The following is a 23,276-nucleotide window of genomic DNA, read 5'->3' as shown; positions in this document are numbered from 1 at the left end:
ACTCACCACGTATTAACATAACTGTATCATCAAACTCCTCAGTATGCTCTCCAACACTCTTAGTGCGCTTAAGATAATTCACTCGATCAATCAAAGTCTCCCCAAGAAACTCCCGATCGGTCGTGAATAGACGACTGTTCAACCTATCAAAGGAAAGATATATTTCCTGTATTTCACCGTCCGGACTGTCGTCTAACCGTTCAACATCCATATCAAGGATCTCGATATCCCGGATGAAAATTCTCTGAGTTCCCTTCAAACTGTGGACAGCATCATCAGCAAAATCGGTGTCAGGATCAATCTGACGAAGAGTAATCAATTTAATTCCTGTGCCCTCCGCGCGCTTAACCGCACCGGACCGAAAACCGCTTCTTGAAACAACTAAGCCTCTTTCCGCATCGCTCCTGATAACCTGATTACTAACCTCATCCACAACCCCGGCAGAGATCGGTGTGTTCTCGAATTTGCACTCGATAAGATGAATAGAATTGAATAACTCACTCTCATCCCAGACCACAACATCAATCTCCTTCTCACCAGCACCAGGAAGGGAATAGTCATACTCAACCTCTACTCTGTTCTCTTCATTAGCGAAAATCCCTGCCACCAATTCCTGATACGACTTCCAGTCAAAATCATCCCAATACACGTTATCTAAATCCATACTGTTGGGCAAGAGGACAGCCACCGACCTTAAATTACTGACCAGGAACTCGTTCCACCACCGTTCTGTTGGATCATGTCACCGACACTAGTACAGGCAGAGTTAGCGGCTGTCCTTTACTGGTTCCTACCCCTTCCTCTCAAGAGGGTACGATACGTTCCACCTGTAGTGAAATGACAGAGGAAGTTAAGGCAGCACTCGACTGCATACGATATTGGTCCTATGAAGGGGCAACGCATGTGGACCACGGTCGTCAAAAAGAATTCCGCCGCCACGTCTTAAATATCATTGATTCTGAAACAAGCTATGATGGCCATGAAGATCGGCTAACAAAACAAACGCTGCTAATCGCTACCCACGAATTACTTATTGAGGTTAAAGAAGAGACACACGAAAACCCGAACAAAGACCCAATATCGATCTTTGAGGGATTGAAGGCCCAGATGCTTCGAGAAACACTTGGTAAAGACCTCACTACGTATACGATAGCGTTCCCGCTCAATATTCAGCGCATCAGGCATTTCCCTTCTTCTTTCTCTGTCCCAGAAACAACGATCAAAAATATATCCCGAGACACCTGGAAGAACGAGTACGAATCTGTAGCCTGGGACGATGAGTCGTTCGAACGGTTTCTACAGAGAGAGTCACCCAATTCGCTTGAAAAGGATAACTTTGGTAATTCGAAATTCACGTTCTGGACCGCTGATTTTGACGCGCGGGACGGCTACTACGCACTGTTCCAGATGCAAGACATCGTCAGACTATTTATTTCAAAGCTGAACTACGCACTTCATAAGCAGCAACGCGCCCGTTCACAGCCAGCTAACAAGACTCGACCGTCAAATGTTCGATGGTCTCCGTTACGGCAACCGTTCTTCTACTTTATTTTCGACGGTGCAGAGTACGTTGACTTTCATCCGATGAATTTCGATTATCGTCGGAGAGCCTATTTCCCGCCCAACAATATCGATGAGCTTGTAGACGACTATCTTGCGTTACCAGATCTGCCGGCAACCCCTCACGGTGAAGCAACGCCTAATGAGGATGAAGAAGACAACCGGGATCGACTCGACAAAATACTGGAAGATGCGTTGCTGGCCTATCAAGATGGAATAACTGCTGCGACCCCTCAGCAATCGTTCTTCAGCTTTTGGCGAGGGATAGATAGTCTCACACACGTAGAACGTGACCAGCCTTCAAAAGTGGCGTTAAAGCGAGCGCGAGTAGTCTTCGAAAAACGGTCAAAAGGAGAGTATATTACGCGTGAAGAGCGGGAAGCCATTGATGAATTATGGAGTAAACGGAATGACATTGCCCATATCGGTTCTCATGTACGGATTGACGAACCATACCGGACGATTACAAAACGGATGCTGGACAAACTCATCCAACTCCACTTCGATCATTACCAAGAATACAATACAGGAGATTTCCAGACGTATCTGAAGCACCACGATAAGCAACTGGAGTCCAAAAAGGAGCAGCTGAAAACGAATAAGCGGAAAACACGTGTCCTGATTGATATGCTATGCGAGGAATTAGACGAGGACGATGATCCGCTTTTCGTAAAAGCAGGCAACTGATGTCCTATGCGTTTTTCACCAGTATCTCCGTAACTGTATCCCTGTCCCCAGGGTTCGATGACCTGGTACCGTGATCACGGCGGATCACCTTTCTACCACTGATCCGTTGCCACAAGTACTAACTAGGTGAGAACCTTCAAATACGCGATATCGGGATGATTCCCACAGACTCCCAAGACGGCTTCTCCATACTATTGAGGATTCAGAATCTAGAGTGGAGTACTTGGTTTCTTGTATTTGCAGTATCTCTCCTAACCGCAGTAATTTCGCACTCTGGCATCCTCACAACCTATCTTCCGACGATCACTCTAACACCATACAATATCCAGAACGGACTTCGGTTGACTGGATTGGTTATCGGACCTATCGCGGGGCTCATTACAATATTCACCTTTTTCCGCAGGAGAAACCAGCCTACAGAACAATTCAAATCTATTCAGAATGAGTTAGAGGACAAACCCAATCAGGAAGACATGGCGGAAATGATCGACAAGTTCTCACAGCGCGAGGACCCGCTTGAGAGCATGGAAACACTGGTCACGTTTCTCATCCCCCCGGAAATTCTTGGAGAGATGGACACCGTTTACTCTCAGAATCGCGACCAAATCCTCGAAGTTGCAGATAATCTCTGCCCTTCCCCCGATGACTATATGGACTATCACCATCCAGCGCCGCTTGCCTTTCTCATTGGAACAACAGTTACAGGAGTGATACGAGAAGCCATCAACGAGGGGGTCCAAGGAGATGTGCTATCAGGAGCAACCCATTACCTTACCTGTGTATATTTCGGAGTTCGTGCGATGGAGGACGCAAATATATCCATCAACTCAGACGTACACCAGATGGATGAATCTGAACGCTAATTCTTCCAAGCACTCAATCTTCTCTATTTAGTCTCTGATTCCTTCCAACTATCCTCTTTACAGATCAATAGATGTTCTCAGGACTCGACGGCGAGTTCATCAGCCAAATCGTCGAAGAACGCAGCCATATCCTCCGCACGGACGGCGTCCATTGGGAACCGGAACCCACCGTTATCCCCCTCGATATAGATGATCAGCTCATCCCCTGACAGCTCAGCCCCTTCCACCACGTTGAACGACCGTACCGTACCTATGTTCGGCATCGCCTCCTGGATACGCTGAAAATCTTCCGGATCCATACCACCCTCTACGACGTGGACATACTTCAACAGACAACATAATCACCTCCCCAGTACCCTCTCACCGAAACTCTCCCTGAATTGAATAAAACATTGTTATCATATCGGTAACGAACAACATCCAATGTCGTTCTCACTCCTGACACTTCCCTCCATCAACTGGGTAGCAGTCGGTTCCCTCGGCACCCTCGGCCTCCTCTTTCTCGGTCTATACAGGTACAAAGTCGGGAAACTGGATTTCGAACACGACCGCGAACAACGCCTCCGCGATCTCGAGGGCAAGGCCGTCAGAGAGGGCGAGTTCGTTACTGAAGCACATACAATCGAATTCCGTGAATCTAGTGACACAGCATACCGATTGAAACGATACGCACTCCGGCCGATAGACGGCACTACCTACCTCACAGTCATCATCCACGACATCAGTATCGGTGAAGACCTGTGGGACGCCGTAGACGTACTGTTCGAGGAACAGGATTTCCACGCTGAATACCTAGATTCATAGATCATCCAGAAGGGGACAGCTGTTCGATTCAAGTTAGAGACTGCTGACTACGATGATCTCGCAGTGTTCTTCCAAGGCCTCGGGAAAACCTTTGGCGTCCTCCAGGAAAACGGTAAACTCGCCTACGTGAGACGGTGACCGGCTGCCGCTTTCGCTGATCTAGACCGGTAACCGGCGGGGCGGCTCGAAGCTGAACGGGTTGAACGTGAAATTATCCTCGACCTGCATCACGAACTCGCTGCCCTCCGGCGTCGCACATAGGGGCAAAAATACCGGAGGCCGCCTTCCTTTTCCTCGAGGTCCTCCGTATCCCAGCACCGGTTCCCACAGTTCCGGCACTCGTAGACGTACATCGTCTCTGCGAACGACTGCTGGATCTAGACCACCTCTCTACACTCCTCGTCCGGATGGTGGTAGTAGCCGCAGTAGATGCACAGTTCCCGGCCATCCTTCACCGCGGATCACCGCCCACGATCTCGATCTCCAGGGTGTAGTCAGAAACCACCGACCGACTTCCTTATCGCAGCAAGCTCGCGGCCGACAGGCCGGGAGGACGTGCCCACCATTCAAACATCCATATAATTCATACTAATCGAACGCTTAACGTGGGACGACCGTGTTCCTCAGTGACCTCACTAAGGAGACAGCCGAGGAAATCATGGCTAATCCACCTCCTGAATTCAACCCAGAATCCACCACTGTCGTCTTCCTCGACCAGAACAAATGGGGAACCCTCCACAACGCACGCCACAACCCAGAATCTCCTCATCAAGACAGCTACGAAACTATCCTCAGCTCTGCCAACAACGGGTCCGCCACCTACCCATTCAGCCTGCCACGACAATTAGAAACCGACGAACACTCCGACCTCACCTTCCGTCGTCAACTCTACGAACTGATGCTCGACCTCTCACACAACATCTGCTTCAAAAACTTCTTCCTCGTCACCAAAGCCGAACGCATCGCCTACCTCAAAAACTGCTTCCCCGGCCACACTGAACCGGGCCCAATCAACGAAGTATTCGACCACGGACTCATCGCGCCACTCGGCATGCCGAGCTTCCCAGGTTTTTCCAGCAAGGACAACCAGAAAATCCGCCGATTTTTCCGATCCGAACGCTTCGCTCGGATGCTAATCCAAGACGACGACTACCTCGCAGAGGCCGCAGAATACCAACAGCAAACAGATCACATAGACCTCCAGAAACGCGAGAACGCCCGGCAACGATCCCGAGAACTCGCCGACACCGACGAAGAGCGGTGGGATATCCTGCTCGCCAGAGACCTCGCCCAACACCTCCTCCCCCTCCTCACCCAGCATGCCCAAGGAGTCAATTTCAATATCCAGCCCCATATCCACAACGACCTCCAGAACCACGACTTCAACATCGAGGAATTCCTCACTCAGTTCCCTACCTACTACTGCCAGATCGTGCTCTCCCACGGCCGCGACTTCCACTGGGACCGTAAAATCGAAGCCAACGACCTCCTCGACATCATGTCTCTCGCCGTCGCCATCCCCTACAGCGACATCGTCGTCACCGAACAATTCTTCGCGGGAGTCGCCTACAAACACGACCTCCACGAACGCTTCGACACCCAGATCCTCACCGGCATCACCGACCTTAGTGACCGCCTCCCCAAACAGTAACTCCCTCTATTCACCGATCCACCCAGCAGCTAGTCGTAGTAGCTCAACCGCTCAGTCACCTCCGCAAACGCAACGGTCGGCCGCACCGTCTCAATCTCCACCTCCACACGCTCACCCTTCTCCGTATCCGGCACGATCACAACGAACCCGCGCTCCACCCGAGCAATCCCATCACCTTGCTCACCCACTCCCTCGATCTCCACCGTCCGCACCTCACCCTCCTCCACAGGCGGCTCCTCACCACTGCCATCACGTTCCTCACCACCACCCGCTTCGTCCACAGTCCCACGGCCTCCGGTCTCTACCGCCGCATCATCCGGTCCGGAACTCGTCGATAACAACGCCACCCGGTATGTCCCCGTCTCTTCAACGTCACCGATCTGTACCTCCCGTTCCGGTACCTCAACCACATACGATCCATCCCGCTGTTCAACCCGGCCAGAAAACAGGCACAACAACCCATCAGTACCCGCCATCAACTGAATACCTCATATCCGCGAACACTACTGGCCGGACCCTTGGATCTACCGGCACCGCCAAAACACACACTCTCACAAATACGGTAGTTCCCATCAATCCTGATTGTTGACTTGATTTCTAGAGCAAAACGAACGAGATCAGAGTAACCGATTCATTGAGTCGAGCAAAGACGGCGCTCTCACTGGCGTGAGACCGCCGTCACCCGAGAGATAATCCACAGCGGTCGCTCATTCACAGGACTGGCGCTGGACGCGGGCGGGCTCAGCCCGCGTCCAGCTGGCTGTAGGTCGCCGGGATGCCGACACCGTTGGTCGGTGCTTCCCACTTCCGGCACAACGTGTCGTCGAGTACGTGATCAATCCATTCACGGAACACCTCGAAGCGAAACCAGACAGGCAGTGCTCGCCCGCCGCGCCGCGGTGTGGCGAGCACGCCCCAGCGAACGATCAGCCAGAGATTCCGCAGCAGGAAGCTCACGAGGACGAACAACAACCGAACGGTTGGATCAGTCGTGCTTGTCCGCGCACGCGCTTCGCGCATCGTCCGGAACGCTGTCTCGATGGCTGAGCGTTTCTGGTAGAGGGCTTCGACTTCTTTCGGCGTGCGATCTGGCGGATCGCACGCCACGTACGCCCGGACAAGCAAGCCGTGTTTGCCTCGGTTACCCTGTTGGTAGGAGACACAGACCGCGAGCGGGAAGCGCAGTTCCCGCTCGCTCCCCTCGTACATCACGTACTCCGTCCAGTAGGGGTCGTCGTGTCCAGTTTCGCGGCCATCTGTTTCCCACGGCGGATGATCGGGAGAGCGACTGGTGCCAGGGCGCCCAGTCGCTCGATTGACGCACCGTTGTAGAACCCATGGTCGGCGAGGAGCCCGGCGACATCAAACGGAAGGGCCGCGACGTGGTCGAGCAATCGCTCGACCGCGTCGCTCTTTGGTTCATCACCAGGGACAGGCGTCACGGCGACGATCAACGGCTTCGCTCGACAGAGGACGAATCCAGCGAGGTAGCGAAGGCACTGGGAGGTGACATCGCGGGGTTTTGTATGGCAGAGTTCGCCAGCCTCAGCGTGTGGACAGCCGTGGTAGTGGATATCGACGAAGTCGAGGCAAATGATCTTCGGACCGGGGCCGAGGATCATCGCCGCCTGCTGGACAAAGAGATCATTGACGAGTGCTTCCAGTTCAGCAGGCGAAACGGTGTGAAGCTGTGTAAGCGTGTAGTCGTCGGAGTACGTTTTCCGGGTAGTGTCGGTACAGCTTTGATCGACTTCTGATCGACAGCGGCTTGGAGGAGCGTCTCTCGGACGATCCCAGAGTCGAAGCCGCAGCCTTCGACTCCGGGGATCGGTACCTCTGCGAGCAGACCCAGCGCTAACGTTTCAAGCTCAGAGGCCGTAAGAACGGTGTCTGGATGATAGAGAAATTCCATACACCCATCCAGACGCTCTCTGAGAATCTAATTTCATCAGTCCTGACTACGTTCTGATTCGATGTGAACTACCGAATGTACCCAATAAATTCACGGGTGCTCTACCGATCCGAATTTTTGCTGGCCCAGCGAAAACATACAGCAACATATGGTTTATTACGGTTCCTAACGATAAGAACGTGATTGTTGTATATATTAGTTGTCCACGGCGGACAAACGACTACACAAAATATTAGGCAAATGAACACGACTGCTGAACCAGCCAGTGATGCAACTCTTAGAATCCACCCAGACCAGATCAATCCTCCTTCTCGACCTTCTCAGCGGTGATTGGCGTGCCTGAGCACATCAACTGGTCACAGAAATCACTCGACGAACTGCAACATGTCTGGACCGTCGATATTGAACCAGCACTCGAACGCGCGGGCTATGATCTCGATTCGCGACCGACCTACCAGCAGCTGCTCGACGTCGGATATGGTGGTATCTGTTACACGCTTCGCGAACATCACGAGCTCACACTCTTGGAGTTCCTCGCAAGAGTCGGCTACGATGAAGATCCGTCTTCGGATTCCAATCCCTGGGATATCGACGACGAAACCACCATCAACGAACTGAACGCGTATATTCGAACACTCGACCAGCGACGGAACCTTGCCGAGTCAACGATCACCACCAAGCGGTCTCGGCTCGCGACCTACGCGCGCCTGTATCACGATATCCACGGCAGCGCTGATCTCGTCAGCCGACTCACCGATCTCGAGTCCCAACCTGACGAGATCGAACGGATACTCGCAGTCTTTGACGAACTCGATCGCGACCTCGAAAGTGACGCCTCGAAGCTCCGGTACCTCGGCGACGTCTCGCAGTTTTATGAACACCTCCAGCGGCGAGGGAAGGCTGCATACAACCCGGCAGCGACCATCGAGATGGAATACGGCTGGCAACGCCCTGAACCTGATAACGCAGCCCTCTCGAGCGACCAAGTGCGGCAGATCTACGACGCCGTCGACGAATCGAGTGACGAACTTCTCATCCTTGCACTGTGTGCATGGGGGCTCCGTCGGAACGAGGTTGCCGCATTGCACGTCTCTCAACTCGTTCTTGAAAGCGAAGACCCGCATATCCACTTCGAGGAGCGCAAGAACGGACCGGGGACGGTCGCACTGATCTACGGCCGCAAGACACTCGTCGATCGTCTCGATGTGTTAGGAGCGTCCGATCGAGAGTGGAATGGGTACTTGTTCCCATCGACGGCGGCCGCAAGCGGCCATATCGTCGGTGAAACTGTTCAATCCCGGTTTCAGCGGCTTGCAGAGCATGCCGACGTCTATGTTCGCGGGAAGACGCCCACATCGAAGATGGGGCGCCGATTCTGGTACACGACGTATCTTGAGTCCCAAACAGATCTCCTCGAGAATCTGGATGCGATCGCGGCCGATCAGGGGAGTTCCGATCCCAGCGTCGTATTGAAAAACTACCTGTCAGAAGAAGAGCGACGCCAATATCGGCGTGAGTTCATGCGCAACCGCTTGGCGGCTGCCTTCGATAGCAACGAGGAGTGTTTATGTTGATTATTCTTTTTTACCGATATTCAGAATTCTGGATAGTTGAAGGCGAAGATAGCTTTCCTAGCCTTCCCACTCTCCAAGGTTCGTGATTGCTGGGAGGTTACTTGGATCAGGAACGTATTGAGTCACTTGATCTACACGGTCAGCAATTTCATAGCTGGTGAGGGTATCATCCGAGTAGTAGAAGATAGCGATGTCCTTCCTGTATTCGGGGAGTAGAAAATCATCATCATGCGTAAGGATGACGTACCTATGTTCATGGGCATACTTTGAAATAGATCTGTCATCAGCTCCCTCTTTTAGAGCGTCATGTATGTGGATTGCGTCATGACCTCTGCCACGAAGTGTCTCAGCAACTCGAGGGCTCGTATTTTCATCAACCAGAATCCGGTACCCCATCCGACCCCTCGTTTCGCTCCTGCCGTATCTCGTTTACTGTCTTGCCATCTGCTTCTCGGGCCTTCTTTTCTCGCTTCCGCTGCTTCTGTTCTGCTTGGTCAATTTCTTCCGAGTGAGTATGATAGTACTGGAGTGCAGCATAGATATCCGCCACATCAAGCTCAAGCTGTTTGGCAACTTCGGTAGCAGGCGTACCCGCACCCTCAACAAGGCCCTGAATACGTCGGACGGTCACACGCCGGCCTTCAATATGGGGCTCATCATGGAGTTCAGTCACGATTCGACGAGACGCCTGTGCCATAACTGTATGTTAGAAGGCCTACTGTAAAACTCTATTCTTCGATGTGCCCCGGAATTCTACTCCTCGTCGATGTCGGTGCCAAGAGATGCCGTGAGGGGTAACCATCTGCCGTCGGATGTGGGTGGTACGGCCAGCAGCTACCTTTACTGCCTACCGTCCTCGGGCCGGCCTGCCGATAGGGCTCCTCACTCAAAGCTCCGGATCGGCCAGTTCCGTTTGTTGCTGACTGCAACTACGACGAGCAGCTCTTGGACATCTACACTATCGAACGTCGGGGTGGAGCGTACAAACCCGGTGACAATTGAGGGTGCAATAGCAGTGCTTCGCGACCGCTGCTCCGACGAGCACCTTCGAGAGCTTCCTGCTCTCCGCCCACACCTCGCGGCGAGAGATGCGTGACTCTGGCAACACCCGGTAGCGTGCCACTGGGAGATGGATACGTTCAAGTGAGTTTCCGGTGATGAACGACGTGTATGTCGGATTTGATCGTCAAATCGGCGGTGAAAGAACAGCTTGAGGACCAGAACGTTGCCGCAGACTTCTACGATGCGCTCAACGAAAACGTGGCAGATCTGCTGGAGACTGCCGCACAACGAGCCGAGGACAACGATCGCAAAACCGTCCAAGCACGAGATTTGTAAGCCTGGAGGTCTCGTCAGGGCCACGAGCACCAGCTGGGTCACAGCTTGGAGGATGTCAATGCGTCACATCTATAGTAGAGCTTCTATTCTTCCTTCAGCAGTGAAGCACCCGCCCGATCATTACGGGTTGTAATAAACGCTTCAGCGACATCCTCAGCTGTCAGCATCTCAGCGGCTGCGCAGAGGAGAGCGTTATGTAATTCGCGCTTCTGGACCGCCTCGTAACCGTCGCGACGGAGGGATATTTCAGCCTCGAAGAGCAGGCTGGACGCGCCGTCGATAGAGTCCCACGTGTCTGGTAGACAGTACACAGAGTGTTGTGTTTGTGCCTTTGCGGTTGGGAACGCGGGTTCTGTCTGTGGATCGTACTCTGGTGACCCGTTGTTTGTCTCTGCTGTGTCGGATGACGACCCGGAACCATCGCCAGACGGTGATTCCTCGGAGAGTGTCCCAGCGAGTTCATCAAGAGCCTTATTGTCCGAGTCAGGCTGGTCTTCCTGGTCGTTGGAAAGGTCTTCAAACGGCATTATCGAACAACCCTCCCTTGCTCGACGATTTGTGCGAGTTCCTCGTAGCACTTGAGTTGATCACACTCCGAGTCGAAGTCCCGGAGTGGTTTCCGCGCTCGATGGGCCTTGTCGATACTCCCCCGATGGCGGATGCCCGGTAAATCACCGTCGTACTCGTTGGTATCGATAGCCTCCCAGTCAGATTCGGAGAGATGTGCAAAGTTCGGGACATACGGTTCAAGTTCCTTGCGACTGTTAATGGCTCGCAGCAGGTTCCGGTCACGTGTGCTCTGGTCTAAGCGTTCGCTCAGATCAGTCGGAACGAGTGCAAGGAGTTCCAACTCAAAGTACTGTCGTGCCTCCTGAATCAGGCGCTTGTTCGTCTGTGTGATCCCTGACTCCCAGCCACTCTCGGGTCGGAGTGGGACAATCAGGTTCTTCGTCGCGAACAATGCATTGTCATTGATTTTTCCCCTGTTCGCCGGCGTATCGACGACAATATAGTCGTATACATCGCCGAGAAGAGGGTCCACAACGTTTCGGGAGAGACGTTGGCTTGACGCCATTGCCGACTTCAGATTCGTCTCAACCTCCTCAAGTGCCTCGTGCGATGGAAAGAGATCAAGCCCATCAGTGACTGAAACGATGTAATTTTGCGGATCTGCACCATTAAGGAGGACGTCCTGAACGTGGTTTTCACCCTCGTACCGATCCCGATATCCAAGGTTAAACGTCGTGTGACCGTTATCATCAAGATCAACGAGAAGTGCCTGACCGTTGCGCTCTGCAAGTTCGCGCGCGAGATTAATCCCCGTCGTTGATTTGCCGAATCCTCCTTTTAAAACATTGACTGCAACCGCCCGTGGTGTCCTGTTGGATGCGCTTCCCATAGGTCCCTCCACACTCTACTACACTATAAAATGTGCCAACGTTCGAGAAACTATAGGATGTGATGCACTTCAACACGGTCTATACGTGCATTAAAGTCTGGACTTTCTATAATGTACAGATAGAATAGATAGCACGGGTAAACGATAGGGCACGATGCACTCCAGTAGGCCCTATACATTCATTAGAGTTAGTACTTTCTATAATGTATGGATAGAATAGTTAGCATGGCTGGTGGACAATAGTGTTTGCTCATCTCGATAGATCAGACACGACGGCACTGTTAAATCGAACGAGAATCGGGGTAAGGAAGCGACTTGAGTGGTACTTCTTACGGAAAACGCAGCAATGATTGTTCTGATACTGACACAGGTGAACCGATCATTCAGCCGAAATCGGCTGGTTGAGAAAAACCGTTAGCAAAGTTACTGCTTTGGCACTCTGGGAAACCTATACGCAGTCATGCGATTTTTCTCGGTTTAACAGTGCCGACACGACTAATGGCCAATCTCGTCAATCAGATGATCGTCCGAGAGCGGTACTGAGAACGCCAGTCTAGATTGTAGGTTTCTGATGCTGCGCGATGTTCCGACCTATCGCGAAGAACACGCCACTGGCGATTGCGAGCACGATCGTGTATCGAGACGGCCGCCCGGACCATTGCACTCGCTCACCCTCGGTAAGATGGAGCCAGTCTGCGTCTTGGACGTTCTCTCGTGGCCTCACCAGTGCTTTCAGGGCATCGTCTCCCCTACTCTGTGGATCTGGATGTGGTTGTGGATGGGTCTGGATTCTGTCGCCAGTTGAGGACACCACGTCGGCGCGTCCAGTATTGTATTCGCTTTCGTGTTACCATTTGTCATCTTCCCTCCTCTCTCATGCTCTTATCCAAAACCAAATATGTGTAATGGCGATTCCGCCTCAGGGCAATACGTATCGTGCACTCACCGATTCACGCTCACTGACACACCTCGAACTGTGACGAGATAAGACGCAGCTCTCGGACGATCCCACTGTGCTTGCACTGTGTGGTGAGGTCGGAAGACAACCTTTCCATCGAGTTCGACCGCTGTCAACAATCCCTCCTCGACGTACCAGTCAAGGACGTCAGCCAGTTGAACATGCCGCCCGGTCGTTCGCCGCAGCTGCTCAGTGGTGCTTCAGCCCTCGATTTGTGAGTGTTGTCATCCGTGTAATGGCGATAGAACTGTGAACCGACAGTAACGGCGTGCAAGACTTAGAGGGTGTAGTCAGCAAACCCCTGATTGCACTGAGGCGACTATTCCCCGTTTGTCAGGAGTCTGTCGAGCCGTTCGGTTTCGCTCAGGTCGATGAGGGCGCGATTCAACAGTTCGCGGAGGACGAACTCCTCGTAATGTTGGGTTTCGCAGTACTCGCAGGGCTTCATCTCGCGGGCGACCCTTTCGATCTCGTTGCCATGCTCCTCGTACAGCGTCTCGACCAGCGACTCCAGCTCTCCAGTCGCGGTCGCCTGCATCCCCGCGAGTGTCTCGTCGGCCCCCTCCGGGAGGTCATACGAGAAGACGCGCGTGTTCGACTTGTAGTACTTCCGCGTGCCGCCGTCGGCCTCTTCGAGCCGGGCGAGTTCGACCATGTCGGCGTCCTTCAAGACGTTCACGTGGTGGCGGACAGTCGTCTCGGCCTTCTCCTCGCCGCGCCGCTGTAGTTCCTCGTGAATCCCCTCAATCGTCATCTCCACCTCGGCAAGCATATCTAGGATCTTCGCTCGCACGTCGTTCTCGAGAGCCTTCGCCTTCTCGGGATCAGTCGTGACGACCTCGCGGATCGGAACGTCGGATTCGAGCAGGGCCATTTCCTTGCCGCCGGTTAGGGGACAATGACGGTAAGAGTAACGCCACGCATCCGACTTCGGTGTGAAATGTTTGATACCGCTATAATACTCATCATAGCGGTTATAGGCCTCACGCGGCAAGAACGAACCACGATGGGGACAACACAGAAACAGTTCAACGTCGGCGGGATGTCCTGCTCGTTCTGCGCCGAGAGCATCGAGAAGGCCTACGACAGGACTGGCGGTGTCGAGGACGTGGACGTGAGTCTCGCCCACGAGGAGGTGCTCGTCCAGTACAACGACGACCGAATCAGCGAGGTCGAAGTGAAAGATACCCTCCGCGACCTCGGTTACACCATCCGTGATCCGGACAAGGAGAAGCGGTACGAGGAACAGCAGGCCGAACTCGCCGAGGGCAAGCGCCGCCTCGTTCTCGCGGGGAGCGCGTCCGTCATCGTTGCCGCGCTAATGGGCTGGATGATCTTCGGGGTGGGGAGCTTCGAGTCGGAGTCGCTGGCGATGGATCTCGTCACGCTCGCGCTGGCACTCGGGACGATGCTCGCCCCCGGCCGCTACATCAAGGAGAAGGCCTTCCAGAGTTTCCAGCGCGGCATCTTCAACCAGCACGTCCTGTTGGAGGCGGGCGCGTTCGCCGGTCTACTCGGTGGCTTCCTCGGAATGTTCGTCTTCCCGCGTTTCCCGACCGTCCACTTCTTCGCCGTCTCCGTGTTCATCACCACCTACCACATCCTCTCGGAGTACACCAGCCTCGTCGTCCGCACGCGGGCCTCGCAGGCCGTCCAGAGCCTCCTGGACCTCCAACCCGACACGGCACGCCGCGTCACCGACGGCGAGGCGCGAAGCGCCTCGGAACGGGCGAGCGGAGAACGGAGCGACCCGCGAGACGACGGTGGTATCGAGGAAGTACCGGTAGATGACCTCGAAGTCGGTGACCGTGTTCGCGTCAAGCCCGGCGAGAACATCCCTGTCGACGGCAAAGTTATCGAAGGCGAGTCGACGGTCGACCGGTCGGTCGCCACCGGCGAGTCCATCCCCGAAGGGAAGGCCGAAGGCGACGACGTGATTGGCGGCAGCGTCAACGAGACCGGCACGCTCCTCGTCGAAGTGACCGCCACGGACGAGGACGCGTTCCTGAATCAGGTCGCCCGCGAGATCGAGGAAGCGCGGGCGATGAAGCCCGGCATCATCCAGCTCGCCGACCGCGTCCTCAAGTACTTCGTCCCGGCCGTCCTGACCATCGCGGCGCTGGCCTTCGCGTTCTGGCTGGTCGCGCCGCTCGCGTGGGGCCGCGACCCGAACGTCCAGCGCGGAGCGTTTGCGGCACTTGCCGTCCTCGTCCTCGGGTATCCCTGTGCGCTGGGGATGGCGACGCCACTGGCCCTGATCCGGGGCGGCGGGAAGGCGGCGAACCGCGGCATCCTGATGCGCTCTGGGGACGCCTTCCAGATCTTCCCCGATGTCGACCACATCGTCCTCGACAAGACTGGAACGATCACCGTTGGCGAACCCACCGTCAGCGAGGTCGTTGGGTTGGACAGCGAGACGAAACGCGCCTCGGGAGAATTAAGTAGCGCGGAACTCCGTTCCGCGGAGAGTCGAGCGGCGAAGCCGCGAGACGACGGTGAGCAAAGCGACCCGCGAGACGACGAGAAAAGCGGCGTGCTGGCGACAGCGGCAAGCGCGGAGTCGTTCTCCGAACACCCGCTCGCCGACGCGATCCTCGAATGTGCCGACGAGCGGGGCGTGGAGTACGCCGACCCCGAGACGTTCGATTCGGTGACCGGCAAGGGCGTCCGGGCGACCATCGACGGTGACGACGTGTCCGTCGGCAAACCGGACTGGCTCGCCGACGAGGGGGTCAACCTCTCAGAAGCCGGCGACGACATCGAGCGGCTCCAGCACCGCGGTCTCACCGTCTCCGGGGTGGTCCGTGACGGCGACCTCATCGGCCTGATCGGCATCGGCGACGAGATCAAGGACGACGCCGCCGCGACCGTCCGGCGGATGACGGACGCGGGCATCACGCCTGTGATAATCACCGGGGACAACGAGCGAACGGCCCACGCGGTCGCCGACCAGGTCGACATCAATCGTGTGATGGCCGATGTACTCCCTGATGAGAAGCGCGAGGAGATTGGCCGATTGCAGGATGAAAGCCACCGTGTTGCAATGGTCGGAGACGGCATCAACGACGCTCCCGCTCTCACACAGGCCGACATCGGCATCGCCATCAGCGCTGGCACCGACATCGCCATCGAATCTGCCGATATCGTCCTAATGGGTGACCGGCTGGGTGGCGTGATGGATGCCTACGAGATTGGCCAAGAGAGCTACCGGAAAACGCGCCAGAACCTCGTCGCCGCCTTCTCATTCAACGGAATTGGTGTCACCGTCGCGACAACCGGGCTCGTTCATCCAGTGTTCGCGATGATTGCGATGGTCCTATCCGTCTCGGTTGTCCTCGCCAACAGTTTCGCCGGCCAACTTCTCTCCGGTGAGCGAGTCAACACCGAGTTCACCGTTGAGAAGGGCGACGGAGGTGGAGCCGGGAGAGGACCTGCGACCCCGGATTAGACCGCCACGTCGTATCCGGCCCGCTCAATGGCGGTGTGAAGATCGTCGTCGGCCACGTCGTCCTCAACAATTATCTCGACGGTGTCGCCCTCATGGTCGGCGTCAACGCGAGTCACCCCGTCAATGTGTTGCAGCGCGTTCTCGACGTTCTGCTCGCAGCCGTTACAGGACATACCGGTGACGGAGAGGATTTCACGTTTCACATTGGTTGGTTATCGCTCAACGTCAATGGCCGTTACGATGGATATCATAGCGTATGTGGGTGAATGAAGCCGGCCACACGATCTTAGTTATCTCTCTGTCTGAATGGATTTTACGTGACCGATATGCGCTGTATATCTCGCACGACTGCAGAAAATGAGTTTAGTTTGGCAGTTTGACCGGGGGGCGATGTACTCGCACGTCCACGGTTGAAGCAACACTCAGGCGCAAGATCGCGCTCGTTGCACAACTCGCGTGCCGTCGTAAACAAATGCTCGTAGAGTTCGTCTGCCATCTCCTCCTCAAGTTTCGTGAACACGCGAGCGTAGGCAGCGTCCCGGCCCCAGCTCAACACTCAAGTTCGACCATGGCGTCACTCAGGCAGTCTCACCTGCATTTTAGTCTGCCTTCGCCTTCGGAAGCCGCTCGAGTTCCTGGTCGAGCGTGTCGATCAGCTCTTGAGCCGTGTTGCTAATCCGACCCAGCCGCTCTGTGATCACGTCGGCATCGTCGTCGGTCCATGCGGCGAGGTAGAACACCGACCCGCTCATATCCAACTCGAAATATCGCCCGACGACGTAGGCGACGGCTTCAGCCTCGAGTTCTCGTTTCGAGCGCTCGGTCTCATCCTCGACGTCGAAATGAAGCAGCGCATGAGCGTACTCGTGAATGAATGTCCCTGCAAGATCGGCCTGATTCTCTCTGTCTTTCACTTCGACCCTGGGATGCATCGTCATCGGACACCGCTGTTTGCAGACGCCCTTCGCTTCCCCGTAGCTCCACTTCTCAGGAGGGACGATCTGAGGCTCGATATCCAACTGGTCTGCACTCTCGAGGAGGGCCGGGACCAGCTCACCGAGATCGCCGGTTGCTTCGGTCTCGAGGTCGGGCAGGGGTTCTCCTTCGGTCTGGGAGATGTCGAAGACGGAAGCGGGCTTGAACCCAACGAGCCCTTTCGGCCACTCTTCGGGTGGCGTCTCGTCGTACTCACAGTCGCTGTTCTCGTGATATGACGGAGAGTTTTCGCACTCGGGACACTGCTTGGTGATGATCGGCGCCCAGATCCAGATAGCGCTCTCGCCTTCCTGGACGTGGCGGTCGAACTCGTTTCGCCATGTGTTGTAGCCCGCAACGCGGCTCGCTTCCGGGCACTGGAGTTTGATGAGTAGGGTATTTCGATGGGAGTAGTCGTGGAAGCGACTCTGGACGTCGAGCCACTCTTGGAATTCCGCACTGGACACCGCCTCGTCGACGTCGGTGGCAAGGTCTTTGACCCATTCTTCAATGGTGCTGTTCATCTGGTCGCTGCGCGTCTCGGTGTCGTCGAACGAGACTGCTTGCTCTGTGGTCACAGACATTGGAATCACTCGTGTCGACGCTCTCGCCTGCTCGAAAGCGCCTCACCCCTCTCAGGGGCACACCAACACCACGATCGGAACACACCGGATTTCGAGTGAAAAACCGGCTCACGGTGGGATGAAGACGCTGCGTTCGTCGACGGCTTCCTCAAGGCGGTTCTGCGTCCGGTGCTCGAAGTAACAGTCGTGTGAGCAGTAGCCACAGACCTCACCCGTATCATACTCGGCAACGGCCGGGCCACGATTGGTTGTCCAAACGTTCGCTTCGCAGACTGCACACGCCGCGCTCTCGAGGTCGCTCGGCGTTGGTCCCTCGTACTGAAGGGGTACACTTTGGTCGTGGGGTTCGGTCTCAGGCCAGATGCCGTGTGCTTGCCAGAAGGCTTTGATCTGGCCCAAGCTGTGACGCACCAATTTTCGGACGGTGACGTGATCGGCGTCGCGTCCGCTGGCGTCCCAGCCGTCGGCGGTCCAGAACTCGCCGAACTGTGCACCACGATGGAGGCCGTTCCAATCAATGCCGACGATCTGTGCCGGTGGGTCTCCGGCGAGCGTGGGCCAAGTGAGCTGCTCGATCGCGTGAAGTTGTTTACGTGGACTGCCGCCGAGGATGTGGACGCGCCGCCCGCGCCAGTCTGCGGGATCGGAGAACTCGTGAGCGAGGAGGTCTGCGGCCCCACACGAGTAACCAAGGGTGATATCTTCAGAGATGACATCTTTTAGACAGAACTGCTTCTCGACAGACTTCTGCCCAGGTGGTGAAACAGTATCATCCATACCAAGACAAGTAATACAATCATCATCCTACTATAATACTTCAAATCCAGCGAAAATCGCACCACAGCAGTAAGATAGAAGGTTGTAACTGTCGCTATTGATGTACCTCATAACACGATAATGATATTATATTTCCGTTCAAAGAGCCGATTCTAGCCACTTGAATAATTGATTTAATCCTATAAATAGTGACAGAAAGAAACCCTCTTCCTTCTTCTGGTTTTCTCGATTTAACAGTGACCCTATAGCGATTCGACTCGTCATACACCCATCGGAAAGGGTTATTAGCTCGAATAGCATGCTATATCATAGCATATATGACCGTCTATTACGCACGACGTTCCTCCAGAATAGAGCCAGAAACGAGCTGTTCTGCGATTGAGTGTACGATTATGAGTGGAATCACTGACGTGGCTCTCTTTATTGTTATTAGTGGATTCGTGATGGTGTTAGGGGCATTATTCTTTCTTCCTCAGGTTCGCGATATTTGCGCAGAAGAATCGACTCGTACTTCGAGAGAGACTCAAGCATTCGATCGCTTCGTGAACCGGGTGAAGAACATAGAGACCGCTCCGGTCTCAACTGCACCACCCCAAACTACTACCGGCCATGCTACGGCTCCGGTCGTAGCCTCACCGATGGAGAGTGGGCTGGACGAGATTCGGGAGGCGTACCGTGACACGGTGATGGCCGTACCTCACTATGAGGAAGATTATGGTGAGTCACTTGTGGATAATGTCAGTGAGGAATTCAGCTCTGAGATAGCAACAGTTCTGACGGATGGCGGGCAGTTGACCCCTCCGGTACAACGTGCCATTATCACCCAAGCATGTGAATCGCGCGAAAATCGAAACCAGTTCGCTGAGATCATCTCTGAGGAAGAACAGTCACTTAAAACAGCAGATCGGGACCTTACCTCGATTCTCTCGGATCTCGACCACCTTACTGACCGGTCTTTCCCGGATCAGTCGTACACCGACTTGGAGACAATGTGGCAGCAGTCGCGAGGCCTCGAAGACCGGATTGAAGCCGTGCTTGCGGACCGGCAAGCAGCTATTCGATCGATTGCCACTGGTACTCGGTTCACTGATCACTCGGCGCTGTCCGAATATCTCTATCACTCGTTATCAACAACCCAGCCGGTCCTCGAAGATTGTGCACGAGTGGCGACCCAGGTGAAGACAGCGCAATCGGTAGTGATTGATTCACTCACACGACGGGTCTGAACACCAATAATATCATCGTTGGTCTTCGTAGTCCTCAAGCACGACTTTGAGGGCCTCTTGGAGGAATTTGCAGAGTGCTGGCGTGAACCATTCACGAGGATTCTCCAGTCAACTACCCCGTCCTGAGCGCCTTCGTCGCTCTGAGGAGGGGGCTTGCGTGGCATCGGTCGGGTGTTGTGGTCCCGGGCCGACTTATGTGCCGGTGCGGTCAGTCGGCAGAGGCAATTTAATTGGACGTGCCTCGGCAACTTCGTGGCAAGACGAGCTTGCTCGGAGCGGTCGCGTCGTCGGTCCGTTCTTCGGGGCCGGTTGACGGCGGCCCGTCCTCGGCGAGGGAACCAAACCTTCCCCGCCCGCAACAGTGTTCGGCACCCTTCGCAGGGTTGTCTGAAGCCCGCCGCAGGACTACGTAGGACGACGAGCCGGGCGGTCCAGCTTCGCCACGCGCTCCTCTCCTCCCTACTCGCGGCTTCGAAGAGTGAACACACTCGAGTAGCCGAGTCGTCGTGTGAACGCAACCTCGCGAAGATGGAATCGTAAACTAGGAACGGATGGAAACGACAACGCAGACTGGCCTCGACACCCTCAAGAGAAAAATTAAAGCTGACTCCGTCTGTTCTCCATAGTATGGCAGATCTGATTGTCAAAGCGGGCGTGAAGGACTCCCTCGACGAGTACAACGTTTCGGGTGATTTCTACGACGCACTTGACGACGAAGTCACCGAGTTGCTCGCCGATGCTGCCGAGCGAGCCGAAGACAACGACCGGAAGACTGTCCAGCCTCGCGACCTGTAACCTGCCGAATCTCGTCCTCTTCGGGAGCGATCGAGGAAAACACTCGCCAACCGATAGAACTGAGCTGGTTACTCGAGGAGTCCGAGCTCGGTTAATTCTGTCTGAACAGCTTCAGTAGCGTCTTCAGCATCTGACGGACGTTCCCCGCCAGTAATAACGAATTTGCCGGTCCCGAATAATAACACAACGACACTCAGCTCGTCCGCTCGGTAGACCAATCCGGGGAACTGTTCGGGTTCGTACTCGACGGCTTCTAACCCAAGCCCGATTGCGATTGCAGTGAGGTTAAGTTCAGTACCCAGATCGCCACTTGTAACGATATTCTGGACCGTTACGTCTGGCTCAGGAGGAATATCGAGTCCCAATGTTCGAAGTTTCTCGAACGCCATCTCAACCGCAGTGGTCATGTCTGCAATCGATGATGCACCCGTACAGACGAGTTTGCCCGACCGAAAGATCAGTGCTGCTGCCTTCGGATCCTGCGTTCGGAAGATGAGCCCTGGAAATCGTTCCGGATCGTATGAGACATCATCGAGATCGTCTGCGAGAGCGTCGAGATCGATCTCTTGTTCAAGGTTTGCTGACCCGACGACGTTTTCGATCGAAAGCGTCTCTCTGGGGATTACCATTCCTTTCTAGCACATCAGAGAGCCATCTATATATGTGATTCCACGACTGGGCCGTACTCACTCGGCAGTCTTGCGCTCTAAGCTTCAGTCTCCGACCAGTCGTACTCACTCTAGAGGAGCCTGGAATCGCTCTCGCAGTGCTTCTTCATGGCTCTCGAACTGCTGGACAGTTGCCTGGAGGTCGTCGCTGACCTGCTCGATTCGCGCTACCCCGCCCTCTCCCTCAAGGGTTTCCTGCACGCTGTCGTCTGCCGCCATCTGCGCTTCGTAGGCCCGCTCGACCTGCTCGATCGTTCTGCTCGCACCGGTGGGACAGTAGGTTAGTCTTCGGCGATAGCGGAGAGGATTCGGGCTTCGATCTTTCGGAGATGTTCGGAAGCCGTGCTTGGCGCACACCCAACGGCTGCAGCGACATCGTCAGCAGTCCCACGGCGAGGAACGTCGTAGTAGCCCACAGTGGCTGCCGCGTCGAGGATATCACGCTGGCGCTCGGTCAGTTTCGAACTCGGTGTTGTTGCCTGTGGTGAATACTCGCTCACTCGTTCGATCGAGGTCTGTCGACGAATATCATCGGGCAGCGCGTCGAATCCGTGTTGGACGTCCGATTCACGGCCGATGATCTCGATCGTGCAGCCAGTGTCATCAAAGAGAATCGGGAACATAATCATCAGCCGATAGTTGTTTAACAGTTGAAAGAGTTCCCACGCCTGTCCGGTTGGCTGACAGTGTTGGTAGACGTACCAGTGATCCTCTTGGGCCTCCACCGCTTCGTAAGCAAACCGTTCCGTACTGGTGGTTGTTTCTATCTCACTGAGAAGCTCCTCAGGATCCGCACGAACAAGCGCCAACTCAAGTATCGTTTCATCAGGCAGGAGCTGGATGTTGAGGAGGCGCCCTTCGGTTACTAGTGAAGCAGGAGCGATGATCTCCTGCGAGACGGTCATACGGAGATATTTCATGACTAGGAGAACGATACAGTTGGTTATGAATGGATGCGGTAATGGTTCACTCGGAATCCGAACGACGCTCGCCCGCACCAGAAAGTGTTTCATCTGGGTAGACACGGGATGTCCGGCCGTACGCTTTCCCGGTAGAGCAACCCGTGTTTTTCGAGATCGGTCACAGTCTAGCCGATTTTCACTCTATTGAAAATGGGCGATTGCGCAGCGATTGATCCTAATCGGAAGAGGCAATGGAGGATATTTCCAATCTGAATGTCAGGACAATTTGTCTATTTTACCGTAATCTTGTCTCACTCCAGGAACTACGGCTACGCTATGCACACACTGACTGGCAACTCATCAGCCAGAGCAGCCTTCAAAGAATGCTATCACCAAAACATCGGAAGACATCCATTCTCCCCGACCTCGAACCCTCGATCCCGATGCTGTACCACATTTTCAATAGAGCATCTATAGCCCTCTCGAAACACTCCTCAGGGATTCGACGCTCAACGGGATGCCGTTCGCGGACATCGTGTTCGGCGAGATCCGCCAGTACCGAGCCGGCGGCGAAGTCCACAGGGACATCATATTCGACGGCCTCGAAGCAACGCTGCCTGGGGCCGATCGCGAGCCAATCACGATGGCCGTCACTTCGGGGTGCGATTTATTCGGTGGTCACGCGGTGTACGTCGAAGGTTTCGCTCAGGACGGCACGTGTTCGAACTCGATGCGATCGTTGACGGACAAGCAGATTGTCAAACACGTCGGCGGTGTCCGCGACTTCCAGGAGTGATGGAAACAGATCCTCACCCAGCTCGAACTGGTTGACGATGACCTCGTGGGCTTCATCGAGGACGTCCAGAAGATCAACCTCGGCTTCACAAACCTCTCGCTCACGATCGAGGAGTTCTACACGCTGCTGGAGTTCCCCGACTATCTCGCCGAGCGAGCAGCTGACGATGCGCTGGCCAACGCTGACGATCCGTGCCTCATCGACCTATGGACACTGCACTCGGGAGCGACCTACGCGCTCACGCACTTCTTCCGTGGCGGAGAGGGCGGCTCCCTCGATGGCTACGTGCGGACAGCGAATGATATCCTGTTCAATCCCGAGGACACTCCCTCTTCCCAGAATCCATGCCTTAAACCATC

Annotated in this window: 24 protein-coding genes and 2 pseudogenes; 11 read left to right on the top strand and 15 right to left on the bottom strand. The window is 55.0% G+C overall.

What is annotated here, in order from left to right:
* Positions 1 to 607, bottom strand: a 607-nt coding sequence (locus LCF40_RS19750) for a restriction endonuclease (RefSeq protein WP_318247919.1), incomplete at its 3' end; no start/stop codon positions are given.
* Positions 608 to 837: 230 nt separating this feature from the next.
* Between LCF40_RS19750 and LCF40_RS19745 the strand changes: the two genes are divergently transcribed.
* Complete coding sequence (locus LCF40_RS19745) at positions 838 to 2,247, top strand: hypothetical protein (protein ID WP_224829888.1); 1,410 nt, start codon at positions 838 to 840, stop codon at positions 2,245 to 2,247.
* 155 nt (positions 2,248 to 2,402) lie between these two features.
* On the top strand, positions 2,403 to 3,110 hold the full coding sequence (locus tag LCF40_RS19740) for a hypothetical protein (protein ID WP_224829887.1): 708 nt from the start codon (positions 2,403 to 2,405) through the stop codon (positions 3,108 to 3,110).
* 77 nt (positions 3,111 to 3,187) lie between these two features.
* On the opposite strand, the gene LCF40_RS19735 is transcribed toward LCF40_RS19740, so the two are convergent.
* A complete protein-coding gene (locus LCF40_RS19735; RefSeq protein ID WP_224829886.1) occupies positions 3,188 to 3,409 on the bottom strand; it encodes a hypothetical protein in 222 nt (73 codons plus the stop codon).
* A 124-nt stretch (positions 3,410 to 3,533) separates the two neighbouring features.
* Here LCF40_RS19735 and LCF40_RS19730 point away from each other — a divergent pair, with 124 nt between their 5' ends.
* Together LCF40_RS19730 and LCF40_RS19725 are read left to right on the top strand one after the other, a co-directional pair.
* Positions 3,534 to 3,914: a hypothetical protein gene (locus tag LCF40_RS19730; RefSeq protein ID WP_224829885.1), complete on the top strand. Its 381-nt coding sequence runs from the start codon at positions 3,534 to 3,536 to the stop codon at positions 3,912 to 3,914.
* A 616-nt stretch (positions 3,915 to 4,530) separates the two neighbouring features.
* Positions 4,531 to 5,565 (top strand): hypothetical protein, encoded by a 1,035-nt coding sequence (locus LCF40_RS19725; RefSeq protein ID WP_224829884.1) that lies wholly within the window; start codon positions 4,531 to 4,533, stop codon positions 5,563 to 5,565.
* A 29-nt stretch (positions 5,566 to 5,594) separates the two neighbouring features.
* Here LCF40_RS19725 and LCF40_RS19720 read toward each other — a convergent pair whose 3' ends face one another.
* Both LCF40_RS19720 and LCF40_RS23860 read right to left on the bottom strand, forming a co-directional pair.
* Positions 5,595 to 6,041, bottom strand: a complete 447-nt coding sequence (locus LCF40_RS19720) for a TRAM domain-containing protein (RefSeq protein ID WP_224829883.1) — start codon at positions 6,039 to 6,041, stop codon at positions 5,595 to 5,597.
* A gap of 265 nt (positions 6,042 to 6,306) precedes the next feature.
* Positions 6,307 to 6,774 carry a hypothetical protein gene (locus LCF40_RS23860; protein WP_380683600.1) on the bottom strand — a complete coding sequence of 156 codons (468 nt, stop codon included), beginning with the start codon at positions 6,772 to 6,774 and terminating at the stop codon, positions 6,307 to 6,309.
* Positions 6,775 to 6,902: 128 nt separating this feature from the next.
* Here LCF40_RS23860 and LCF40_RS23855 point away from each other — a divergent pair, with 128 nt between their 5' ends.
* Complete coding sequence (locus tag LCF40_RS23855) at positions 6,903 to 7,322, top strand: hypothetical protein (RefSeq protein WP_380683598.1); 420 nt, start codon at positions 6,903 to 6,905, stop codon at positions 7,320 to 7,322.
* A gap of 481 nt (positions 7,323 to 7,803) precedes the next feature.
* Entirely contained in the window at positions 7,804 to 9,051 is a 1,248-nt protein-coding gene (locus tag LCF40_RS19710; protein ID WP_224829882.1) for a tyrosine-type recombinase/integrase, read from the top strand.
* A gap of 57 nt (positions 9,052 to 9,108) precedes the next feature.
* Here LCF40_RS19710 and LCF40_RS19705 read toward each other — a convergent pair whose 3' ends face one another.
* Together LCF40_RS19705 and LCF40_RS19700 are read right to left on the bottom strand one after the other, a co-directional pair.
* Positions 9,109 to 9,447 carry a DUF5615 family PIN-like protein gene (locus LCF40_RS19705; protein WP_224829881.1) on the bottom strand — a complete coding sequence of 113 codons (339 nt, stop codon included), beginning with the start codon at positions 9,445 to 9,447 and terminating at the stop codon, positions 9,109 to 9,111.
* Entirely contained in the window at positions 9,425 to 9,748 is a 324-nt protein-coding gene (locus LCF40_RS19700; RefSeq protein ID WP_224829880.1) for a DUF433 domain-containing protein, read from the bottom strand. Before LCF40_RS19700 ends, LCF40_RS19705 begins: the two co-directional genes overlap by 23 nt.
* Positions 9,749 to 10,221: 473 nt before the next feature.
* On the opposite strand from LCF40_RS19700, the gene LCF40_RS19695 reads away from it, so the two are divergent.
* Complete coding sequence (locus tag LCF40_RS19695; protein WP_224829879.1) at positions 10,222 to 10,389, top strand: DUF1931 family protein; 168 nt, start codon at positions 10,222 to 10,224, stop codon at positions 10,387 to 10,389.
* 83 nt (positions 10,390 to 10,472) lie between these two features.
* Here LCF40_RS19695 and LCF40_RS19690 read toward each other — a convergent pair whose 3' ends face one another.
* The 3 genes from LCF40_RS19690 to LCF40_RS19680 form a co-directional block, all read right to left on the bottom strand.
* Positions 10,473 to 10,916 carry a DUF7970 domain-containing protein gene (locus LCF40_RS19690; RefSeq protein WP_224829878.1) on the bottom strand — a complete coding sequence of 148 codons (444 nt, stop codon included), beginning with the start codon at positions 10,914 to 10,916 and terminating at the stop codon, positions 10,473 to 10,475.
* A complete protein-coding gene (locus LCF40_RS19685; protein WP_224829877.1) occupies positions 10,916 to 11,788 on the bottom strand; it encodes a ParA family protein in 873 nt (290 codons plus the stop codon). Before LCF40_RS19685 ends, LCF40_RS19690 begins: the two co-directional genes overlap by 1 nt.
* A gap of 1,277 nt (positions 11,789 to 13,065) precedes the next feature.
* Positions 13,066 to 13,620: a winged helix-turn-helix domain-containing protein gene (locus LCF40_RS19680; RefSeq protein ID WP_224829876.1), complete on the bottom strand. Its 555-nt coding sequence runs from the start codon at positions 13,618 to 13,620 to the stop codon at positions 13,066 to 13,068.
* 132 nt (positions 13,621 to 13,752) lie between these two features.
* Here LCF40_RS19680 and LCF40_RS19675 point away from each other — a divergent pair, with 132 nt between their 5' ends.
* Positions 13,753 to 16,194 (top strand): heavy metal translocating P-type ATPase, encoded by a 2,442-nt coding sequence (locus LCF40_RS19675; RefSeq protein ID WP_224829875.1) that lies wholly within the window; start codon positions 13,753 to 13,755, stop codon positions 16,192 to 16,194.
* Here LCF40_RS19675 and LCF40_RS19670 read toward each other — a convergent pair.
* From LCF40_RS19670 to LCF40_RS19660, 3 genes and pseudogenes are all read right to left on the bottom strand, one after another.
* Positions 16,191 to 16,397, bottom strand: coding sequence for a heavy-metal-associated domain-containing protein (locus LCF40_RS19670; RefSeq protein WP_224829874.1), 207 nt, complete (start codon positions 16,395 to 16,397; stop codon positions 16,191 to 16,193). The two genes, LCF40_RS19675 and LCF40_RS19670, sit on opposite strands and share 4 nt — an antisense overlap.
* A 396-nt stretch (positions 16,398 to 16,793) precedes the next feature.
* The gene (locus LCF40_RS19665; protein ID WP_224829873.1) at positions 16,794 to 17,753 is read right to left on the bottom strand and encodes an ArdC-like ssDNA-binding domain-containing protein; all 960 of its coding nucleotides are present in this window, start codon (positions 17,751 to 17,753) and stop codon (positions 16,794 to 16,796) included.
* 108 nt (positions 17,754 to 17,861) lie between these two features.
* Positions 17,862 to 18,470 (bottom strand): annotated as a pseudogene (locus tag LCF40_RS19660) (DUF6610 family protein); the annotation flags it as partial.
* A gap of 377 nt (positions 18,471 to 18,847) precedes the next feature.
* On the opposite strand from LCF40_RS19660, the gene LCF40_RS19655 reads away from it, so the two are divergent.
* Together LCF40_RS19655 and LCF40_RS19650 are read left to right on the top strand one after the other, a co-directional pair.
* Positions 18,848 to 19,756, top strand: coding sequence for a DUF7260 family protein (locus tag LCF40_RS19655; RefSeq protein WP_224829872.1), 909 nt, complete (start codon positions 18,848 to 18,850; stop codon positions 19,754 to 19,756).
* 627 nt (positions 19,757 to 20,383) lie between these two features.
* Positions 20,384 to 20,551, top strand: coding sequence for a DUF1931 domain-containing protein (locus tag LCF40_RS19650; protein WP_224829871.1), 168 nt, complete (start codon positions 20,384 to 20,386; stop codon positions 20,549 to 20,551).
* Positions 20,552 to 20,619: 68 nt separating this feature from the next.
* Here the strand turns inward: LCF40_RS19650 and LCF40_RS19645 are convergent, their stop codons facing one another.
* The 3 genes from LCF40_RS19645 to LCF40_RS19640 form a co-directional block, all read right to left on the bottom strand.
* Positions 20,620 to 21,180, bottom strand: a complete 561-nt coding sequence (locus tag LCF40_RS19645) for a TATA-box-binding protein (RefSeq protein WP_224829870.1) — start codon at positions 21,178 to 21,180, stop codon at positions 20,620 to 20,622.
* A 105-nt stretch (positions 21,181 to 21,285) separates the two neighbouring features.
* Positions 21,286 to 21,420, bottom strand: coding sequence for a hypothetical protein (locus LCF40_RS23360; protein ID WP_263623776.1), 135 nt, complete (start codon positions 21,418 to 21,420; stop codon positions 21,286 to 21,288).
* A gap of 80 nt (positions 21,421 to 21,500) precedes the next feature.
* A complete protein-coding gene (locus LCF40_RS19640) occupies positions 21,501 to 22,124 on the bottom strand; it encodes a helix-turn-helix domain-containing protein (protein WP_224829869.1) in 624 nt (207 codons plus the stop codon).
* A gap of 466 nt (positions 22,125 to 22,590) precedes the next feature.
* On the opposite strand from LCF40_RS19640, the pseudogene LCF40_RS19635 reads away from it, so the two are divergent.
* A pseudogene (locus tag LCF40_RS19635) lies at positions 22,591 to 23,244 on the top strand (hypothetical protein); the annotation flags it as partial.
* Between the last annotated feature and the right edge of the window lie 32 nt (positions 23,245 to 23,276).

This window comes from Saliphagus infecundisoli (assembly GCF_020177375.1).
In the GTDB taxonomy this organism is placed as follows: Archaea; Halobacteriota; Halobacteria; order Halobacteriales; family Natrialbaceae; genus Saliphagus; species Saliphagus infecundisoli.
Note: the sequence above shows the minus strand (reverse complement) of the source record. Positions and strands in the feature narration are given on the sequence as shown.

What these genes read in the sequence shown, in the direction of transcription:
- LCF40_RS19745 (WP_224829888.1), top strand. Translation starts at nt 838, where the DNA reads ATGACAGAGGAAGTTAAGGCAGCACTCGACTGCATACGATATTGGTCC.
- LCF40_RS19740 (WP_224829887.1), top strand. Translation starts at nt 2,403, where the DNA reads ATGATTCCCACAGACTCCCAAGACGGCTTCTCCATACTATTGAGGATT.
- LCF40_RS19735 (WP_224829886.1), bottom strand. Translation starts at nt 3,409, where the DNA reads ATGGATCCGGAAGATTTTCAGCGTATCCAGGAGGCGATGCCGAACATA.
- LCF40_RS19730 (WP_224829885.1), top strand. Translation starts at nt 3,534, where the DNA reads ATGTCGTTCTCACTCCTGACACTTCCCTCCATCAACTGGGTAGCAGTC.
- LCF40_RS19720 (WP_224829883.1), bottom strand. Translation starts at nt 6,041, where the DNA reads ATGGCGGGTACTGATGGGTTGTTGTGCCTGTTTTCTGGCCGGGTTGAA.
- LCF40_RS23860 (WP_380683600.1), bottom strand. Translation starts at nt 6,774, where the DNA reads ATGTACGAGGGGAGCGAGCGGGAACTGCGCTTCCCGCTCGCGGTCTGT.
- LCF40_RS23855 (WP_380683598.1), top strand. Translation starts at nt 6,903, where the DNA reads ATGGTCGGCGAGGAGCCCGGCGACATCAAACGGAAGGGCCGCGACGTG.
- LCF40_RS19705 (WP_224829881.1), bottom strand. Translation starts at nt 9,447, where the DNA reads ATGGGGTACCGGATTCTGGTTGATGAAAATACGAGCCCTCGAGTTGCT.
- LCF40_RS19700 (WP_224829880.1), bottom strand. Translation starts at nt 9,748, where the DNA reads ATGGCACAGGCGTCTCGTCGAATCGTGACTGAACTCCATGATGAGCCC.
- LCF40_RS19695 (WP_224829879.1), top strand. Translation starts at nt 10,222, where the DNA reads ATGTCGGATTTGATCGTCAAATCGGCGGTGAAAGAACAGCTTGAGGAC.
- LCF40_RS19690 (WP_224829878.1), bottom strand. Translation starts at nt 10,916, where the DNA reads ATGCCGTTTGAAGACCTTTCCAACGACCAGGAAGACCAGCCTGACTCG.
- LCF40_RS19685 (WP_224829877.1), bottom strand. Translation starts at nt 11,788, where the DNA reads ATGGGAAGCGCATCCAACAGGACACCACGGGCGGTTGCAGTCAATGTT.
- LCF40_RS19680 (WP_224829876.1), bottom strand. Translation starts at nt 13,620, where the DNA reads ATGGCCCTGCTCGAATCCGACGTTCCGATCCGCGAGGTCGTCACGACT.
- LCF40_RS19675 (WP_224829875.1), top strand. Translation starts at nt 13,753, where the DNA reads ATGGGGACAACACAGAAACAGTTCAACGTCGGCGGGATGTCCTGCTCG.
- LCF40_RS19665 (WP_224829873.1), bottom strand. Translation starts at nt 17,753, where the DNA reads ATGTCTGTGACCACAGAGCAAGCAGTCTCGTTCGACGACACCGAGACG.
- LCF40_RS19655 (WP_224829872.1), top strand. Translation starts at nt 18,848, where the DNA reads ATGACCGTCTATTACGCACGACGTTCCTCCAGAATAGAGCCAGAAACG.
- LCF40_RS19650 (WP_224829871.1), top strand. Translation starts at nt 20,384, where the DNA reads ATGGCAGATCTGATTGTCAAAGCGGGCGTGAAGGACTCCCTCGACGAG.
- LCF40_RS19645 (WP_224829870.1), bottom strand. Translation starts at nt 21,180, where the DNA reads ATGGTAATCCCCAGAGAGACGCTTTCGATCGAAAACGTCGTCGGGTCA.
- LCF40_RS19640 (WP_224829869.1), bottom strand. Translation starts at nt 22,124, where the DNA reads ATGACCGTCTCGCAGGAGATCATCGCTCCTGCTTCACTAGTAACCGAA.